Annotated in this window: 15 protein-coding genes; 8 read left to right on the top strand and 7 right to left on the bottom strand. The window is 65.3% G+C overall.

Annotation, left to right across the window (positions count from 1 at the left end; translation table 11 throughout):
- Positions 1-147: 147 nt before the first annotated feature.
- Positions 148-1,839: a sensor histidine kinase gene (locus OYT13_RS12855; protein ID WP_261938496.1), complete on the top strand. Its 1,692-nt coding sequence runs from the start codon at positions 148-150 to the stop codon at positions 1,837-1,839.
- Here OYT13_RS12855 and trhA read toward each other — a convergent pair.
- From trhA to OYT13_RS12840, 3 genes are all read right to left on the bottom strand, one after another.
- Positions 1,830-2,474, bottom strand: coding sequence for a PAQR family membrane homeostasis protein TrhA (trhA, locus tag OYT13_RS12850; protein ID WP_130026117.1), 645 nt, complete (start codon positions 2,472-2,474; stop codon positions 1,830-1,832). The genes OYT13_RS12855 and trhA overlap by 10 nt on opposite strands.
- Positions 2,475-2,502: 28 nt before the next feature.
- Positions 2,503-3,060, bottom strand: a complete 558-nt coding sequence (locus tag OYT13_RS12845) for a peroxiredoxin (RefSeq protein WP_017234555.1) — start codon at positions 3,058-3,060, stop codon at positions 2,503-2,505.
- Between the two features lie 274 nt (positions 3,061-3,334).
- Positions 3,335-3,811 (bottom strand): Lrp/AsnC family transcriptional regulator, encoded by a 477-nt coding sequence (locus OYT13_RS12840; RefSeq protein ID WP_017234556.1) that lies wholly within the window; start codon positions 3,809-3,811, stop codon positions 3,335-3,337.
- Positions 3,812-3,983: 172 nt separating this feature from the next.
- Between OYT13_RS12840 and ilvB the strand changes: the two genes are divergently transcribed.
- From ilvB to astA, 6 genes are all read left to right on the top strand, one after another.
- Entirely contained in the window at positions 3,984-5,825 is a 1,842-nt protein-coding gene (ilvB, locus tag OYT13_RS12835; protein ID WP_268566346.1) for a biosynthetic-type acetolactate synthase large subunit, read from the top strand.
- A 204-nt stretch (positions 5,826-6,029) separates the two neighbouring features.
- Entirely contained in the window at positions 6,030-6,809 is a 780-nt protein-coding gene (locus OYT13_RS12830; protein WP_017234558.1) for a basic amino acid ABC transporter substrate-binding protein, read from the top strand.
- A gap of 150 nt (positions 6,810-6,959) precedes the next feature.
- Positions 6,960-7,712, top strand: coding sequence for an amino acid ABC transporter permease (locus OYT13_RS12825; RefSeq protein WP_017234559.1), 753 nt, complete (start codon positions 6,960-6,962; stop codon positions 7,710-7,712).
- Positions 7,696-8,418, top strand: a complete 723-nt coding sequence (locus tag OYT13_RS12820) for an amino acid ABC transporter ATP-binding protein (RefSeq protein ID WP_017234560.1) — start codon at positions 7,696-7,698, stop codon at positions 8,416-8,418. Before OYT13_RS12825 ends, OYT13_RS12820 begins: the two co-directional genes overlap by 17 nt.
- A gap of 207 nt (positions 8,419-8,625) precedes the next feature.
- Positions 8,626-9,867, top strand: a complete 1,242-nt coding sequence (locus tag OYT13_RS12815; protein ID WP_150549997.1) for an aspartate aminotransferase family protein — start codon at positions 8,626-8,628, stop codon at positions 9,865-9,867.
- 179 nt (positions 9,868-10,046) lie between these two features.
- Positions 10,047-11,111 (top strand): arginine N-succinyltransferase, encoded by a 1,065-nt coding sequence (astA, locus tag OYT13_RS12810; RefSeq protein WP_026132063.1) that lies wholly within the window; start codon positions 10,047-10,049, stop codon positions 11,109-11,111.
- Between the two features lie 29 nt (positions 11,112-11,140).
- On the opposite strand, the gene OYT13_RS12805 is transcribed toward astA, so the two are convergent.
- From OYT13_RS12805 to OYT13_RS12790, 4 genes are all read right to left on the bottom strand, one after another.
- Complete coding sequence (locus OYT13_RS12805; protein WP_017234563.1) at positions 11,141-12,118, bottom strand: Csu type fimbrial protein; 978 nt, start codon at positions 12,116-12,118, stop codon at positions 11,141-11,143.
- A complete protein-coding gene (locus OYT13_RS12800; RefSeq protein ID WP_268566345.1) occupies positions 12,115-14,604 on the bottom strand; it encodes a fimbria/pilus outer membrane usher protein in 2,490 nt (829 codons plus the stop codon). Before OYT13_RS12800 ends, OYT13_RS12805 begins: the two co-directional genes overlap by 4 nt.
- Positions 14,605-14,704: 100 nt before the next feature.
- Complete coding sequence (locus OYT13_RS12795; protein WP_017232248.1) at positions 14,705-15,454, bottom strand: fimbrial biogenesis chaperone; 750 nt, start codon at positions 15,452-15,454, stop codon at positions 14,705-14,707.
- Between the two features lie 33 nt (positions 15,455-15,487).
- Positions 15,488-16,015 carry a Csu type fimbrial protein gene (locus OYT13_RS12790; RefSeq protein ID WP_268566344.1) on the bottom strand — a complete coding sequence of 176 codons (528 nt, stop codon included), beginning with the start codon at positions 16,013-16,015 and terminating at the stop codon, positions 15,488-15,490.
- 747 nt (positions 16,016-16,762) lie between these two features.
- Here OYT13_RS12790 and dps point away from each other — a divergent pair.
- Complete coding sequence (gene dps / locus OYT13_RS12785; protein WP_017232245.1) at positions 16,763-17,248, top strand: DNA starvation/stationary phase protection protein Dps; 486 nt, start codon at positions 16,763-16,765, stop codon at positions 17,246-17,248.
- Positions 17,249-17,378 lie beyond the last annotated feature (130 nt).

The following is a 17,378-nucleotide window of genomic DNA, read 5'->3' as shown; positions in this document are numbered from 1 at the left end:
TCGGGCGATTCCGAAAGTGCGGCGTCCACAAGAGAAGATCGGAATTTGCGCAGTCGCAAACGACTTGCAAAAGGCCAGACTTGAAGACTCTTACGGTTTCTTCAGTACGCCAAAACGCGCGAATCGTGATGCGGCGTCAACGACGCGATGAATCTCGACAAATTCAAATTCCCGCGCGGCGGCCGCGATGTCGGCGGGTTTTCCTCCGACGGGGCACACGTGGCAACGTCAAGCGGGCCGGAGGGGTGGGGTAGTGATGCCCCATGGGCTGCCAGTACCTTTCGACTGGCATTGGTGCACGAATTGCGTGCTCCGTTGCAGGTGCTGCAAGGGCATCTGGATGCGCTTTGGGGCGAGGGCGGCCGCCTGGAGGATAGGCGTGACCTGGGTGACCCGCCTGTCGATGCGGGCGCGATGGCGCCAAGGGAACGACTTGGCGCCATGCGCAATATGCTCGACGTCGTTGCGAGCGCGGTGGACGACGTGCTGCACCTGGGGCAGGACGAGGTCACGGAACTCCCGCTTCGCGAGGCCGCTTTCGAGGTGCGCGCGTGCCTCGACGCGGAGGTTGACGGGTTTGCTGGGGCTGCGCACACCAAAGGGCTCGTGCTCGAGTGCCATATTCCGACCGAGGTGCCCGTCATGATTCAGGGAGACGCAGCCCGATTGCGCCAGATCCTGCGAACGCTGCTCGACAATGCGCTGAAATACACCGTTTGTGGCGGTGTGGCGGTCAAGGCATCGTGGCGCGCCGCTGCGGCGCACGACGCTGCCTTGACCGGGAAGCGGCGCGACGCCGGTACGGGACAACTGACGATTCACGTTTGCGACACCGGGCCCGGCATTCCGGCGGGCATGGAAAACGCCGTCTTCGCGGCATTTGCCCGTGCCGACCGCTCGGTGCCCGGCTCCGGGCTGGGATTGTGGATCGCCCAGCAATGGGCGCGGCGCATGGGGGGCGCGCTCAGCGTTGAGCCGTCGACGACCGGCGCCCGCTTTCGCTTGTCGGTACCCTTCGCCACACCCGATGCCGTGCCTTCCTCCGGCGTAGCTCGCGCTGAGGCGTGCGAGTCGCCCGCGTCGCCAGCGACGCCAATGGCTTCGCCGCCCGCATCGGCGCCGGCGGTGCCTGTCGCACACGTTGACGTGCGTCCCGGGTTGCGGGCGCTGGTGGTGGACGACCACGTCATGAATCGCAGGATCCTCGGCGACCAGTTGTCGTCGCTCGGTTGCGTCGTCGCGCGTGCGGGTGAACTGAGCGACGCGTTGCTCCAATGGACGGCGCAAGAGGTCGATGTCGTGCTCACCGATGTGCAGCTCGGCGGTGCATGCGGCCTGACGCTGGCGAAGACGCTTCGCACATTGGCCCCGGTGCTCGGTCGCGCATCGCCCGTGGTGTTCGCGGTGACGGGGTCGGTCGTCGGCGCGCGGGCAGCACGAGACGCCGGTATCGACGGCGTGTTGACGAAGCCGGTATCGCGCCAACGGCTGGCGCAGATGCTGGCGGTGCGGTGGCCTTGCGAGGCGAGCGAGGTGAACGAGGTGAGCGAATGCGTTGCGCCGCCGAATGCGGGTGAGCGCCCGAAGGCATCGCGGCCGCCGCTGCATGACGATCCGTACGCACGTCGCTTGATGCGCGAGGAAATGGCGAAGGATCTTGCGCGCTTTCGCCGCCTGATCGCCTCACGGCGCGCGGAGGACATCGACGCGGCGCAGGCACTGCTGCATCGCATGCGCGGGGCGTGCCGCATGTTCGGCGATCCGGCGTTGACGGCGCGATGCGATCGGCTGGCCGAGAAGCTCACGGACTGCCGAATCGCGCTGGACAATCAGACGTAGCGGTAGACGGCGAGAAAGTGACAGGCCGTACCGCCGATGGCAAATAGATGCCAGACCAGATGGCCGAATTTGATATGGCCGTCGAGCGAGTAGAAAAGGGCGCCGACGGTGTAGGCAACGCCGCCGGCGTACAGCCAGTCTGCGCCAGGGCCGGGGATGGCGGCGAGCACCGGACCGGCGACCAGTACGGCGATCCAGCCTAGCCCAACGTAGAGCAGGGTGGAGACGAGCGGCCGGTCGAGCAGGCCGAGTCCCTTGGCAACCAGCCCGGCAATGGCCATGGCCCATACGCCGGTCAGCAGCGGCCAGCCCCACGGGTCGTGAAGGATCTTGACGGTAAAGGGGGTGTACGTCCCGGCAATGAAGAGAAAGATGGCGCAATGATCGACACGCATGAACAGCCGTTTCGCACGGCCATCGGGCAAGCCGTGATACAGCGCGGACGCCAGATAGACGATCACCATGGTGATGGCGAACACGCCGATGCCGATCTGCTCTCCCGTGCTTGGCAACGGCGGGCGGACCGCCGTGAACAGGGCGGGCGTGGCGGCGAGGGCGGCCATGCAGGCAATGCCGTGACTCGCGCTATTGGCGAGTTCTTCGCCGCGCGTCTGTGCGCGTCCGGTCGCTTTCATGCCGCCTTCTCCTGTGTGGATCTCGCGATCACGACGGATGTGCGTCGCGCCATTTGCGAACCGCTTCCATCGTGTTGGTGACGTGTTTATCCGGATCGAGGCTCACATAGCTGTAGATCACCTTGCCGTCGGGGGCAATGACATACGAGACGCGATTGGCATAGTCGGGTTTGAGCGAAAGCACGGCGTCGTAGGCCCGCATGATGCGCTGATCCGTGTCGGCCGCCACGGCAAACTTGCTGCGGCACTCGGACACGGAGAACTTGTTGAGCGTTTCGATGTTGTCGTGCGAAACGCCGATGACCGTGGCGCCCATCGCCTTGAACTTGTCGGTGGCCTCCGCGAAGTCGTGCGCTTCGATCGTGCATCCTTCGGTGAACGCGGCCGGATAGAAGTACAACACGACGGGGCCCTTCTTCAGGGCGTCGGCCAGCGAGAACGTGAAGACCTTGCCGCCGAGCGACGCTTGGGCAGAGAAAACAGGGGCGGGGGTGCCGTTCTTCAGGGCGGCGTGCGCGGGAATGAAGCACCAGGCCGTCACCCCGACAATGGCGGCTGCGGCAGCGATTCCGAACCAACGTTTCATGCAGGACTCCTGGAGTGAATGCTTAAGCATAGAGGCTCGCGACGGCGGTGTCCAACGGGGAGGATATCCTTCGCGGATGCCCTCCATGCCGCAGCCATCGGGGCAGGGCAGTCGGCAGTCTACTGCGGGAATCGTGACACGATTCGGTCACCGTCGTGTCATGAAGCGTGCGAGGTCGCGTCGGCAGGCTCGCCGCGATCGCGGCCGCCCTGCCTGAGCGTCGCCTGCGGCGCGTTACCGCTTCTTGGCGCTCCTCACCGTTCCCCACCGTTCCTCACCGCTCGTTACCGTTGCCGATCGGCAGAACCGTCGTCGACTTGATCTGCGAGAGCGCGATCATCGAGTTGACCTCCTGGACCATTGGCAATTGCGAAAGACGTTCGAAGAAGAATCGCTCATAAGCCTCGACATCGCGTGTGACGATGCGCAGCAAAAAGTCGACATTGCCCATGAGCACGTGGCATTCGAGCACTTCCGGAAAATCCTGAATGGCTTTCGAGAACTCGGGCAGCGCGTTGCGATTGTGGCCGGCCAGTTTTACGTGAGCGAACAGCATCACGTTCAATCCGACCTTCTTGCGATCGACGAGCGCAACGCGTCGTTCGATGACGCCTTCGGCATCGAGTCGGTCGATGCGACGCCAGCACTGCGATTGCGACAGTCCGATGCGCTCGCCGATTTGTGCGGCCGAGAGCGAAGCGTCTTCTTGAAGCAGTGCGAGAATTTTCTCGTCGAATTCGTCAATTTGCATGATTAATTCTCAATGGCCTGAATATTTGAATGAATCATGTGAAATCAATGGCGTTTTGTCAACGATACGCGAAGCATTTGCTGGCCGATCCCGGTAAGCTGGGTTCTCATTGGGCCTAATCGCCGCCACAATGCCTCCCGATTCGATGGATCCCGCAGGAATACACGTACCCATGAAACTTGATCTGACGTTCCCCGCTGCCGAAACCGCGACCGGCGCCGTCGCCCAGCCTGTTGCCCCGTTGTCTGCGAAGGGGGCCGAGTTGATTGCGCGGACCTTGGTCGAGATTGGCGTGGATACCGTCTTCTGCTATCCCGGTGGCGCCAACCTCGAAATGCTCGACGCGCTCTCGCGTGTGGCCATCACACTGGTACGAACAGAGCACGAACAAGGCTCGGTCTTCGGTGCGCAAGGCTATGCGCGTGCCACGGGCAAGCTCGGCGTATGTCTGGCGACCTCCGGCCCCGGCGCGACGAATCTCGTCACGGGCATTGCCGACGCCGCAAGCGATTCCGTGCCGATTCTCGCCATCACCGGCAACGTCGCCACGCATTGGCTCGGCAAGAACGCGTTTCAGGAAGTCGACATCGTCGCTATCACCCAGCCGGTGACAAAGCTCGCCCGGCAGGTCCGAGAGGCGCGGGACATTCCCGCCGCGTTGCGCGAAGCGTCCGCCTGCGCCATGGCGGGGCGGCCAGGGCCTGTCTTGCTCGATTTTCCGAAGGATATTCAACAGGCGCGTCCCGATCATCCGACCGACAAGCGTGTCACAGCGCCGGTGCCGGCGGGCATGAGCGACGAGACCGCCCAACGGATCGCGGCCTTGCTTGCCCGAAGCGAGCGCCCGGTGATCTACGCCGGGGGCGGCGTCATCGCCTCGGGGACCGGGTCGCAGCTCGTGGCACTGGCCGAAGCGCTCGATTGCCCGGTGGCGCTCACGATGATGGGGCTGGGTGCGATGCCCGACAACCATCCGTTGCTGCTCGGCCCGCTCGGCATGCATGGCGCCTACGCGGCCAACGTCGCGGTCAATGAAGCCGACCTTGTGCTGGCGCTCGGCGTGCGTTTCGACGACCGGGTGATCGGCGATCCGGCCTCGTTCGCGCGGCATGCCACGATCGTCCATATCGATGTCGACGCCGCCGAAATCGGTAAGAACAAGCCCGTCGCGCTCGGCGTGCATGCGGATCTGCGCGACGCCTTCGCCGGCCTGCTGGCGCACGCGTCGCGCCGCAACGTGCCGGATTGGCACGCCTACTTGCGCGAGCGGTGTGAGGCGCATCCGCTGCGGGCGCTCCGGCAGGAGGGCGCAGCGGATGCGGTCAATGAGGCCGACTCTGTGGGCGCGCTGACGGGCGTCGCTGTCATCACGGCACTCGCGGCGCTTCTGCCGCCGCAAGCGGTCGTGACCACGGGCGTCGGACAGCACCAGATGTGGGCGATGCAGCACCTGCGACTTCGCCAGCCGCGCACGTTCCTGTCGAGCGCGGGGTTCGGCACGATGGGCTTCGGCTTGCCGGCAGCGATCGGTGCCAAAGTGGCGTTGCCGGACGTCCCGGTCATCGACATCGACGGCGACGGCAGTCTGAACATGTCCGTCAACGAACTGTCGACCTGCCGCCGCTATGGGCTGGGCGTCAAGGTGCTGGTCATCAACAACCAGTGGCTGGGCATGGTCCGCCAATGGCAGGACATGATCTACGCACGCAATCGCGTCGCGTCATCGCTTGTCGACCCGAACGCGCCGGACGCGGCTGGCGACGGGCGTCCGTATCCGGACTTCGTCACCATTGCGGCGGGGTATGGGGTGGCGGGCGCCCGTGTGACCCGGGCAGACGCGTTGCCCGCCGCCCTCGCCCGCATGCTCGAAGACCCGAGCGAGCCGTATCTGCTGGACGTCCTCGTCGCCCGCGAGGACGACGTTTATCCGATGATTCCCGCAGGCAAGTCGTATCGCGATATGGTCTTCGGTCCCGGCCAGACGGCAGGCCCCATCGCGGCGGGGGCGTTCTGACGCACGGGCCCGGCAGGCGAGGCGCGACCGTGCGGGCGGGCACTGGCGCGTGCCAACCCTGCATTTGTATTCTCATCCCACGGGAATTGGATCGCACGTCGCGAGATCGCAACGTCCTAAACCGAGGCGGTGGCTTTTTTTCATTTCGGTGACGGCGCGGAGTATCATTGCGCTCTTTCAAGAATTCTCGCCAAGGAAATCAATATGTTGACGAAGCGCCTCGTGCTGGCCGCCGCCTGCTTTCTGACGACCTTCGCCGCGTTGCCGGCAGCGCAGGCCGCCGATCCCACGTACACGGTGGGCGCAGGCGGTACGTATCGCCCGTTCGAGTTCGAAACGCCGCAGAAGGAGCTGGCCGGGTTCGACGTCGACATCATCAAGGCCATCGGCAAGGCCGGAGGGTTCAATGTGAAGCTGGTCAGCACGCCGTGGGAAGGCATCTTCGCCACGCTCGACCAGGGCGATCGCGACATCATCATTTCGGGCATCACCATTACCGACAAGCGTCGTGAAATGGTGGACTTCTCGGCCCCATATTTCCCGGCCGATCAGGTCATCATCACCTCGCCGGGCGCCAAGGTCGCGGGTCTGGCCGATCTGAAGAAGCTTCAGGTGGGGGTGGTCAACTCGAGCACCGGCGACATTTCCGTGTCGGAAGAACTGGGCCGCACGAGCACCGCGATCCGCCGCTTCGACAATACGCCGCTGATGCTCGAAGAGCTGTATCGCGGGGGTGTTGACGCCGCCGTGGGTGACGTAGGCGTCATCAAGTTCTACATCAAGAGCCATCCGGAAAAGCCGTTCAAGCTGGTCTACGACAGCAAGTTCAAGCGCCAGTACTTCGGCATCGCCGTGAAGAAGGGCAATAAGGTCGCGCTCGACAAGATCAACACCGGTCTGAAGAAGATCGTGGCCGACGGCACCTACGCCAAGATCTACAAGCAGTGGTTCGACGCCGACGTGCCGTCGCTGCCGCAACAGTAAGCAACGCGTGTAAGATTCGCGCCACGCTCGCCAGAGACCTGGCCACTCGCGGCCCGTGAGCTGATCGTCGACTTCCGACGTCAACCCCCGGGCCGCGAGCGTTTTTCTGCCGGCCCGCCGGTTCGTTTCATTTTGTGAGAAAGGTGCTTCATGGGTGGGTTCCAGTGGAACATCATCAGCGAATACATGCCCCTGTTCGTCGAGGGCACGCTGATGACGCTCAAGTGCACGGTGATCTGCGTGATCGCCGGCACGTTACTTGGGCTCGTGCTGGGCGTCGGCCGACTGGCCGAAGCGCGTCACGGCTTCTATAAGTATTTCCTGCGCTACGCGGTGCAATACCCGGTGCGCTTCTACGTCAGTTTTTTCCGCGGCACGCCGCTGTTTGTGCAGATTCTGCTGATTCACTTCGCGCTGATGCCGGTGCTGATCAACCCCTCGGAAGGGTTGCTCGTGAGTGGCGACCTCGCGCGGGAAATCCGTTCGCAATACGGCGCCTTCATGTCGGCGGTGCTGGCCATCTCGCTGAACGCGGGGGCCTACGTGTCCGAAATTTTCCGCGCCGGGATTCAGTCGATCGATCGTGGGCAGGCGGAAGCCGCGCGCTCGCTGGGCATGACCTATATGCAGACGTTGCGCAAGGTCGTGCTGCCGCAGGCCTTTCGCCGCATGCTGCCGCCGCTGGGCAACAACGCCATTGCGATCGTGAAGGATTCGTCGCTGGCGTCGGCCATCGGTCTGGCGGAACTGGCGTATGCCGCGCGCACAGTATCGGGGGCATACGCTCGCTACTGGGAGCCGTATCTGACGATTTCGCTCATCTACTGGGTGATCACGCTGGTGCTGTCGGCATTTGTTCAACATCTGGAATCGAGGTACGGCAAAGGTGATCGTCGTCAATAACCTGCAGAAGCAGTACGGCGAGGCGCACGTACTGCGCGGCATTTCGTGCCGCATCGAAGAGAGCGAAGTCGTGTGTGTGATCGGGCCGTCGGGCTCTGGCAAGAGCACGTTCCTGCGCTGCCTGAACGGCCTGGAAGACGTGAGCGGCGGTGAAGTGCTCGTCAACGGTTTTCACGTGGAAGACCCGAAGACGGACATGAACGCCATGCGCGCGAGCGTGGGCATGGTGTTTCAGCGTTTCAACCTGTTTCCGCACATGACGGTGCTCGAGAACCTGATCCTCGCGCCGATGCAGGTCAACGGCATCAAGCGTGGCGAGGCCGTGACCATCGCCGAGCAACTGCTGCGCAAGGTCGGCCTGATCGACAAGATCGATGCGTTCCCGAACCAGCTCTCCGGCGGTCAGCAGCAGCGCGTGGCGATTGCCCGTGCGCTCGCGATGCAGCCCAAGGTCATGCTCTTCGACGAGCCGACCTCGGCGCTTGATCCGGAGCTGGTGGGCGAAGTGCTCGAAGTCATGAAGTCGCTGGCCGACGAAGGCATGACGATGGTCGTTGTGACCCACGAAATGGGGTTTGCCCGTGAAGTCTCCGACCGCGTCCTGTTCATCGATCAGGGCGTGATCATGGAAGAAGGCAAGCCGGAGCAGATTTTCTCGGCCCCGAAGCACGAGCGCACGCGCGAATTCTTGCGCAAAGTCCTGTAATTCTCACGATGGCGAGGCCCGCGGAGGTATATCCGAGGGCCGCATCTGATTACAATGCGAGGGTACGCGCGCCAAGTGCCATTGCCGTCCGGCATTGGCGCGCCGCCGGCCCCCTGAGCCCCCAGCCAGGTTCTTTTCACAGGGCAGTGACCTTTGTCCAGGCCTGCCCCGCAATCGACGATTGCACTCCGATTTCACGAGGTAGTCATGAGCCAGCCAATCGCTGTGACCCGCCAGACGTTCGACGACGTGATGGTGCCCAATTACGCTCCTGCCCAGATGGTGCCCGTGCGCGGCGAAGGCTCGCGCATGTGGGACCAGCAGGGTCGCGAGTATGTCGATTTCACCGGCGGCATCGCGGTCAATGCGCTTGGCCACGCCAACCCCGAACTGGTGAAGGTCATCGAAGCGCAGGCGCGCAAGGTCTGGCACATCGGCAACGGCTACACCAACGAGCCGGTGCTGCGTCTGGCCACGGCTCTGACCGACGCCACGTTCGCCGACAAGGCGTTCTTCTGCAATTCGGGCCTTGAAGCCAACGAAGCGGCACTCAAGCTCGCGCGCCGCTACGCCTACGACCATGCGGCCGAGCGCGGCGGCAAGGAAAAGAGCGAGATCATTTCGTTCTACAACTCGTTCCACGGCCGCTCGCTCTTCACCGTGAGCGTTGGCGGTCAGGCGAAATACACCGAAGGGTTCGGCCCGATCCCGGCCGGCATCATGCACCTGCCGTACAACGACCTGGCGACCGTCGAGGCGACCATTTCGGACGCTACGGCGGCGGTCATCGTCGAGCCGGTGCAAGGCGAGGGCGGCGTGCTGCCCGCCGATCCGGAATTCTTGCAGGGCCTGCGCGCGCTGTGCGACAAGCACAACGCCTTGCTGATTTTCGATGAAGTGCAGACGGGCGTCGGCCGCACCGGCACGCTGTACGCGTATGAGCAATACGGCGTGACGCCGGATATTCTGACCACCGCCAAGGCACTGGGCAATGGGTATCCGATTGGCGGCATGCTCACCACGAACAAGATCGCCGCGAGCTTCTCGCCCGGCACGCATGGCTGCACGTACGGCGGTAATCCGCTTGCCACGGCCATCGCCGGGCGTGTGCTGGAACTGATCAACACGGCGGAGACGCTCAACGGCGTGAAGGCGCGTCACGATCATTTCATCAAGGGCATCGAGGCGATCAACGCGCGTCATGGCGTGTTCGACCACGTGCGCGGCATGGGGCTGTTGATCGGCGCGGTGCTCAAGCCGGCATTCGCTGGTCGCGCGAAGGACATCGTGGCGGAATCCGAAAAGCACGGTTTGATGGTGCTTGTGGCCGGGGGCGACGTGGTGCGCTTTGCGCCGTCGCTGAACATTCCGTTCGCCGATATCGACGCCGGTCTCGCGTCGCTGGAGAAGGCGGTCGCGGTCGTGGCGGCGACGGTGAAGGCGATCTGATCGCACCGGCCGACGTCACGACCTGACGGTATGCAGGACTTCGGGCCGGACCGACGGATGACGTCGCTCCGGCCTTTGTTTTACTCAATTCGCGGAAGGTGCTCATGACCCGTCAATCGACCATGGCGACGCCCCCGGCCGCCGACACGGACTCGCCCGACGCGGCAGCGACGACCTCGCTGCGCGTCGTGCGCCTGGCGCGTCGCGGCGATCTTCCCGCGCTGTTGAAGCTGGCGGCGCAGGCTGGCCCCGGCATGACGTCATTCAAGCCTGATGAAGCGGCGCTCGAGGCGCGCCTGGCCCGCGTTGCCGCTACCTTGGCGGGGCAAGCCCCCACGGCAGAGCAAGGGTATCTGTTCGTGATGGAAGACGTCACCTCCGGCGAGATCGCCGGCGTGTGCGGTCTGGAGGCCGCAGTCGGGCTGGAGCAACCGTTCTATACGTATCGCAAGGATACGATCGTGCATGCGAGTCGCGAGCTGAACGTCTGGTCGCGAATGCTGACGCTCTCGCTCTCGAACGACCTCACCGGTTATAGCGAACTGTGCTCGTTGCTGCTCGATCCTTCGTGGCGCGGACATGGCAATGGCGCACTGCTCTCGAAGGCGCGTTTTCTGTTCATGGCGCAGTTCCCCGAGCGTTTCGGTCCGCATGTGTGTGCCGAGCTGCGCGGTTTTTTCGACGACAACGGGCAGAGTCCGTTCTGGCAGTCGCTCGGGCAGCATTTCTTCAAGATCGATTTCGATCAGGCGGATTACCTCACCTCGATCGGCAAGAAGTCGTTTGTGGCCGAGTTGATGCCGAAGTACCCGATCTACGTCGACTTTCTCTCCCCGCCGGCGCAGGCCGCCATCGGGGTCACGCATCGCGATACGCTTCCGGCGCGCCGGTTGCTGGAACAGGAGGGCATGCGCTCCGGGGCACATGTCGACATCTTCGACAGCGGCCCGGTACTCGAAGCGCGCGTGGCCGACTTGCGCGCCGCACGCGACAGCCGTTATCTCAGCGTGACCCTCACAGGCACGGCCGGTCAGGACGAGGGGGCGGCGCCGGCCGTCCCCAACGCGGAACCCTACCTCGTGGCGTGCCTCGGGCTGGACGGCTTTCGCGCCACGCTCGTCACGGGGCGTCCCGAGCGACGCGCGTTCGCGCTCAGCCCGCTCGCGGCGCAGGCGCTGGGTGTGAAGCAGGGCGACCGCATTCAGGTGCTGCCGCTCAAGCCGCCGCGCGCCGACGCGATCTGATCGTGCGCCGACGGCGGTTCGCCGCCGTCTCAGAATTGAATCGTTGCTGTCACCGTGTCCGTGTAGACGCCGGGGGCCGGTGTCGATTGCGACGGCACGCGCGCGTAGATCGGAATGAACTGAACGAGGCCGGTGCCGATGCCGGTCAGTGGCGACGTGCCCGATGAGCCATCCCCCCAGATCGTGGCGTAACCACTGTCCAAGTAGAGTTGATAGGCGACGTTGGCGCCGGTCTCGCCAGCCATCAGGCGCGACGTGACCGTGCCCAGCAGCCCGCCGGACAGGCTGACGCGATACGCGTCGTTTTGCGTGCATTGCACCATAAGCTGGCCCGCACCGGTCACCGGGCGGTCGAGCGCCGTTTGCGTGGCGAACGTGATGTTCGTCGCGGCGATCGTGCAGTTGTTGATGACGCTCACGTTCACGGTGAACGGCGTGCCCGGCACGGCGGTCATGGCGCTGCCGCAGTCCGGGACGGGCGACAGCGGGCCGTAGGGCGCATAGTGCAGGCTCGTGTCGGCCGACGTGAATGTCCGCGTGTAGACCGTGTTGCCGTTGCCGGACGTGGGCACCGTGGTCTGCGCCGCTGCGATTCTCCCGTAGACATTGACGTTCTGTGTCACCGTCCCGCCCAGAAGGTTGCGGGTCATCGTGAACGCGATCGCCTGACTCGGACCGCCTCCCCATGGGTTGGCGAATGAGGGATCGACATAGAGACCGAAATTGATGGTATCGCCCGCGTTCGTCAGCGCAAGGGGCTGACTCGCATTCAGTGCGAGACACACCTTGACGTTGGCGCTGCCGCCGAGCAACGGCCACGTGCACGAAATGGGCACCGTGCCCGTTGCCGAGAGCGCGGCGCCGGAGATCGGACTGAAGGCCGCGAACGCGAGCGTCGGTGCCCCCACCGAACAAGTCTGCGCCTGCGCGTACGCGCACAGGAATGCGACACCGGCGGCCGCGATCGGGCGCCGCCGCGTCGGCAGGGTCCCGGTGGGAGGGGTCATGACGGATCCTCCTGTCCCCAGCGGACGGGGACGGGGCCAAAGGGCGCCGGGCGCTCGTTGGCGAGCGTGCCGAATGCGACGCAGGCCAGCGGACCGATGCGGGCGATGCGGCCTTCGGCGGGCGCGGCCCATTCGAACGAGACGCGGCAGCGCTGCCCAGCGTCTCGGGACTCCAGGGTGTTGATCGGCGCAAGGGCATCGACAAAGACGTCCCCGTCATAGCCGACCACCGTCGCGACGCCGCTCTGCACATGGCGCACCGCCGTCCCGGGGCGCAGCGGCTGGCCCGTGGCGCCTGTGAGGGTGACAAGCGCCGCACGATAGCGCCGCACCGGGAAACGCACCAGCACGCCGCTTCCCGCCTGAGGCGCAATGCGGCGCTCGGTCGTCAGCACTTCCATATCGACCGGTAGCTGCATGGGGTCGATGCCGATGCGCGCGGCTTCGAAGCCATTCAGATCCGGCACGAAATAGTAGCCGCGCGAATCGGTGCGGCCGATGGGCACCGATTCGCGCAGCACCGGCACGTCGACCTGTCGATCGGCGCTCACGAGGGCGAACGCATCGTAGGTGCGCCGTGTCGCGTGCACGCTGTTGTCCATGACGACCAGCGCGCCGGTCATGCCGAGGGCGGTGCCGGTACGTCGTCCCACCTGTTGCGCGAGGGCGGAGATCTGGCCGTGTCGCCCGAGATACTGCAATTCGCCTTGCACGGTGCGTTGCGAGAAGGCGCGTCCGCCAATGACCTGCCAACCCCAGCCACCACTGTAGTCCGGGGCACGGCTGGCACCCACCGATGCCTGCGTCTGCCCGTCCTGCTGGTTGAACGACACGCTACCCAGCGCGCCGCCGCCGAGCAACACGCTCAGCATGGCAAACACCCCATGGACGCGGTGGCGAGCGAAGTCGCGATATCCGCCGACGGAGAACATGCCGCGCGTGCCCGCCGGCAGTGCGAGGCTGGCCGACAGCACGCGGGTGGCCGGCTGGCCCGGCACGCGCTGTGAAAACCAGGCAAGCGAGGCCGTGCGGCTGCGTCCGAACGGCACGGACACACTCACGCGGTCGCTGGCGCGTGGCGCGGGCGCACCGTCGAGCGACGCGATATCACGATAACGTCCGGTGGTCCGGATCATTTGCACGTCGACGCCGATCCGTCGCGATAGGTATTGGTATCCCGCGCTCCACTGTGTGCCGGTGCCCCGGCCGCCCGAGATCGCGGCCGACGCGCTGACGACGCCCATCTGGCCGAGCGCCATCAGGGCGCCTGCGCCGCCCAGCGCGAGTCGGCGGCCGGCTTGTGCCTGCGCTTCCACCGTGACGGCGTCGGTCGCGCCATAGCGCGCGGTCACCGACGCCACAGGGTGGCGTCGATACGAGAATGAGCGCACGCCGTAATCGTCGCGCGGCAGGCCCGCTTCCACTGAAAAGCTCGACAAGCCGCTGGCCAGCCGCCGAGGGTCGATGTAGAGCGGGACGGTGGTGACCCGCTCGCGTCCGAGCGCGTCGCGCGTCACGACACTCGCCTGCAGGTCGCCGGTCAGACCGGGGGCATCCTGAATGACGAACGGTCCGGGCGGCACGTGTCCGCTCATGCGGCGCACACCATCGAGATAGACGTCGACCGACGACGGCACCACAGCGCTGCCGTGCAGCGTCGGTATCGGGAAGGTGACGAGGTCCGGACGCAGGCTGAAGTTGCGCCGCCATTGCAGGCCGGCAATGCGCAGCGAGCGCGTCCACGCGAGCGAGCCGGTGATGAGATCACCCGCCACCCAGGTCGTCAATCGGGCCGGGTCATCGTGCTGCCACCATGTGTCGTAGCGCCGATAGCCGTGGCGCCAGGCGGAGTGCTCCGCCAGCCCTGTCTGACGCACGGTGCCGCCGGGCCAGAAGCCGCGAACTTCGCTCCAGACGGACGCCCGCGTGAACCGGTCCCGCTGCACATACCCGTCGTAATTGATCAGCACGCCCGTGCCGGACGTCGCGGCCATGAAGACTGGGGGCGCACGGCCTAACGCATAGGGCGTGAGCCACGCGTCGCCGACTTGCAGGGCGAGCGTCTGGTGTGCGGCGTCGTACGTCGCACGCACGCCGTCGAGCGAATCGAGCGCGACGTCGGTCGCGTCGCGTGGTGGCAGTTGGGGCGAGGTCAAGCCGAGCAGGCGCAGATCGCCTGCTCGCACGAACCATCGCCCCTTCCGACGCAAAAACGGCCCGATCCGGCCGGTCGACTCGCCATTGACGATGACCTCCAGCACATAAGTTCCGTCAAGGCGGGACACGCTGCCGGCGCGCTGCGCAGACGGCGTGGCCGTGTCAGACACCGCGGCATTGTCGAACCGCGCGGTGCCTGCGGCGTCCGGTGCAGAGGTTGCGGCTGGTCCATCCTCCGACACCGTCGCAGCAGCGGCAGCGTGCGCATCGCCGGCCTTGCCGAAGGCGGCCGCGCCGAGCGCCATCGACGTGGCGAGCGCCGTAGCCACCGCTCCGGACGTGGCGCCGCTCCAACCCTGCGCCCCGGGAGTTCGCGAGTGACAGACCCGGGGAGTCGAGAGGGTGGCGGCACGGCCCCGGCGGACACGCTTAGCGCTCGCCATCCGACGCGGTGCCCGCGGCAAAGCGCATCGGTACGGCGTCGACGCGCGACTCGACCGTGAACGGCGCAACTGGCGGGGCGCCAGCGGGCCAACGCACGGCGAAGCGGCGCGTCTGCCCCGCGAGGACATAACCGAGCAGGCCGCGCGTCAACTGGACGCTGCGCCCGGAGGCGTCCAGCACGCGCGTGGCGCCAAGTTGCGCATGCCGTTCGCCATCGTTGTGCACCTCCAGTTCGCCTTGGGTGATGCGCACATCGAAGCGCAACGACGGCGCCCGCGCATCGCTTGCCTGCACGAACACCGGCAAGGAGTAACGCAGGCGGATCGAGATGCCCTCGACCGGCGTGGCACCGGTGGAGGGCAGTTCGTCGACGAGTAGCCGGTAGCTCTGCTCTTGCGGCTCGGCGACCTGCGCCATGCGCACGAGCCGCACGATCTGCCGCTCGCCGGGTTCGATGCGCAGGATCGGCGGGCTGGCGACGAGCGCGTCGCTCGGGGTGAGCACGTTGTCGCCATGGCGCTGCGTCCACGCAAACAGCCGGAGCTGACCGTGAATCGGCACGTCGCCGGAGTTGCCCAGCGTCAGCGTGGTGGCCGGCTGCGTGGGCAGGAAATTGACGATGACCGGCGAGACTTGCAGCGTGGCGCCGTTGCCGTCGGTCACGTACAGCGTCAACAGCGCGACGAACGCGCCGCCGCAAGCGTAGGCCGTTGGGCGGCGAACGGCGGGGCGCATGGGGCTTCTTGGGCGCATGATCGATCCCGTTTCTCAGAAGTACACCGTGGCGGTGACCGTCGACGAATAGGCGTCCGGGGCCGGCATCGTGGCCGAGAGCGTCGCTTGTCCGTAGACCGTATGCACCTTCACCGCGCCGGTGCCCGAATCGCTCAACGTATTCGCCCCCTGCGTGTTGCCCCACGGCGTCGCGTAGCCGGCGTCCTGATAGAGGCCGAACGGAATGGTGGTGGTATTGCCGGAGAGGGTGCCCGCCAGCAGACGATCCGCCTCCGTCGAGTTCGGCACCGTACCGGCATTCAGCCCGATGTTGTACCCCGTCGTCGCCGTGCAGGTCACGCTCAGCGACGACGTACTTGCCACCGGTCCGGTCGCGGATCCCTGCACCGCGTTGAACGTCATCGGTGTGGCGGCAATGGTACAGCCAGGGAGAATCGTCAATTGCACTCGCATTTGCGCCGTCGCCGACCCGTTGGTATAGACGGCGGCGCGTGCCGGCGCGCCGTGCGCCAGCAGGTAGACGATTCCGGAAAGGGCCAGGCACAGTAGAGATCGATGCATCGTCATTCTCCTTTGGAGTCCTATGGGAGGTTGCGGAAGTGAGACTCGGGAACTACGCAAATCGCGTCTGTTCTAACGTCCTTCGCGGCCGCTTTTTACGTAGTCTATGAAGGTATTTGCCTGATTTCGGCGTTGACGAAAGGCTTTCGGAATCATCCCATCTTCACGGCGGGACGCCGCACGTCACGTATCGACCGAATACGCGCAAAGCGCATGTATCAGCATGACGCAGTGCGCACGGCGCTGTCCCCGTCGACATCGTCTGGGGAACGCAATGGCGCAAGTTTCATCCCATGGATGAGCGGTTGCCTCGTTGCTGGCGGCGTTGGCAAGGCGAAATTCCCGCGGAGGCGAGTGCTGGCGCGACGAGAAAATGGCGGCGCGATGATGTCAATCAAAGCGCGTGAGGATGGCACTCGACGACGCGCATATTTCACTTGATCTCGAAAGTAAGCAGTCTCTAGAATGACTTGGTGCTATGCATCGGACATCCTTTGCGCCAACGGTGTGATATAGGCCATCGCGCTGCGGCCCCTGTGCCTGTAGGTGTCGTCGGTGATGGCAGGCTTCACGTTGCGGGGCGTCACGCACGGCGCGTCGCAATCCCGCTCGGACATCGGCTGACGTGGTCACGCCGAGGTGCCGAGTCTTGCGCGGTTCCCTTCGTCCGCATGGGGTGGTCTGCGACGCCCCGATGTCGACGCCTTCCCCGGCAGCCCGCGGGCTGCCAGACGTCAGGAGTGTGAAATGGCTCTGAATCATACGCGTAACACCCTCGGTGAAAAGATTCGTATCGAATCGGTCAACCTGCTGAATCGCGGACTGGTCAACGGCATCGACGTCCAGCGGCAGGCCAAGCAAGCGCACTGGAACGTGCACGGTCCGGGCTTCATCGAGCTGCACTTGCTGTTCGACGACGTCTACAACGCGGCCCTCGAATGGGCCGACCTGTGTGCGGAACGCCTGGTTGCCCTTGGCGGTGTGGCCGACGGTCGCGTGAAGTCCGTTGCCGAGAAGACCGAACTGCCGGTCTACAAGAACGAATTCAAACGCGGTCTCGATCACGCGGCCGCGCTGGCCGAAGCGCTCGCGGCCTACGGCGAGATCATTCGCGGCCTGATCGACGCCTCGGCAGAGATCGGCGACGCCACGACGTCGGACGTCTTCACGGAAATCTCGCGTGGCGTGGACGACCATCTCTGGAAGGTCGAAGCGCACCTGCGGGGCGACTAATGGCGATGACGACGGGCGCCCTTGCGGGAGCCCGGTCGCAGCCCCGCTAGACCGCCTGCCCGCGAAGCGACAACGAACGCGCGCCCCGGCCATGCCCGGTGCGCGCGTTCGCATGCGTTCCTCTCGATCC

Origin of the sequence: Pandoraea sp. XJJ-1, assembly GCF_026802345.1 — a bacterium.
GTDB classification, from domain to species: Bacteria; Pseudomonadota; Gammaproteobacteria; order Burkholderiales; family Burkholderiaceae; genus Pandoraea; species Pandoraea cepalis.
This window is presented reverse-complemented; position numbering and strand designations above follow the sequence as displayed.

What these genes read in the sequence shown, in the direction of transcription:
- OYT13_RS12855 (WP_261938496.1), top strand. Translation starts at nt 148, where the DNA reads ATGAATCTCGACAAATTCAAATTCCCGCGCGGCGGCCGCGATGTCGGC.
- trhA (WP_130026117.1), bottom strand. Translation starts at nt 2,474, where the DNA reads ATGAAAGCGACCGGACGCGCACAGACGCGCGGCGAAGAACTCGCCAAT.
- OYT13_RS12845 (WP_017234555.1), bottom strand. Translation starts at nt 3,060, where the DNA reads ATGAAACGTTGGTTCGGAATCGCTGCCGCAGCCGCCATTGTCGGGGTG.
- OYT13_RS12840 (WP_017234556.1), bottom strand. Translation starts at nt 3,811, where the DNA reads ATGCAAATTGACGAATTCGACGAGAAAATTCTCGCACTGCTTCAAGAA.
- ilvB (WP_268566346.1), top strand. Translation starts at nt 3,984, where the DNA reads ATGAAACTTGATCTGACGTTCCCCGCTGCCGAAACCGCGACCGGCGCC.
- OYT13_RS12830 (WP_017234558.1), top strand. Translation starts at nt 6,030, where the DNA reads ATGTTGACGAAGCGCCTCGTGCTGGCCGCCGCCTGCTTTCTGACGACC.
- OYT13_RS12825 (WP_017234559.1), top strand. Translation starts at nt 6,960, where the DNA reads ATGGGTGGGTTCCAGTGGAACATCATCAGCGAATACATGCCCCTGTTC.
- OYT13_RS12815 (WP_150549997.1), top strand. Translation starts at nt 8,626, where the DNA reads ATGAGCCAGCCAATCGCTGTGACCCGCCAGACGTTCGACGACGTGATG.
- OYT13_RS12805 (WP_017234563.1), bottom strand. Translation starts at nt 12,118, where the DNA reads ATGACCCCTCCCACCGGGACCCTGCCGACGCGGCGGCGCCCGATCGCG.
- OYT13_RS12795 (WP_017232248.1), bottom strand. Translation starts at nt 15,454, where the DNA reads ATGCGCCCCGCCGTTCGCCGCCCAACGGCCTACGCTTGCGGCGGCGCG.
- OYT13_RS12790 (WP_268566344.1), bottom strand. Translation starts at nt 16,015, where the DNA reads ATGCATCGATCTCTACTGTGCCTGGCCCTTTCCGGAATCGTCTACCTG.
- dps (WP_017232245.1), top strand. Translation starts at nt 16,763, where the DNA reads ATGGCTCTGAATCATACGCGTAACACCCTCGGTGAAAAGATTCGTATC.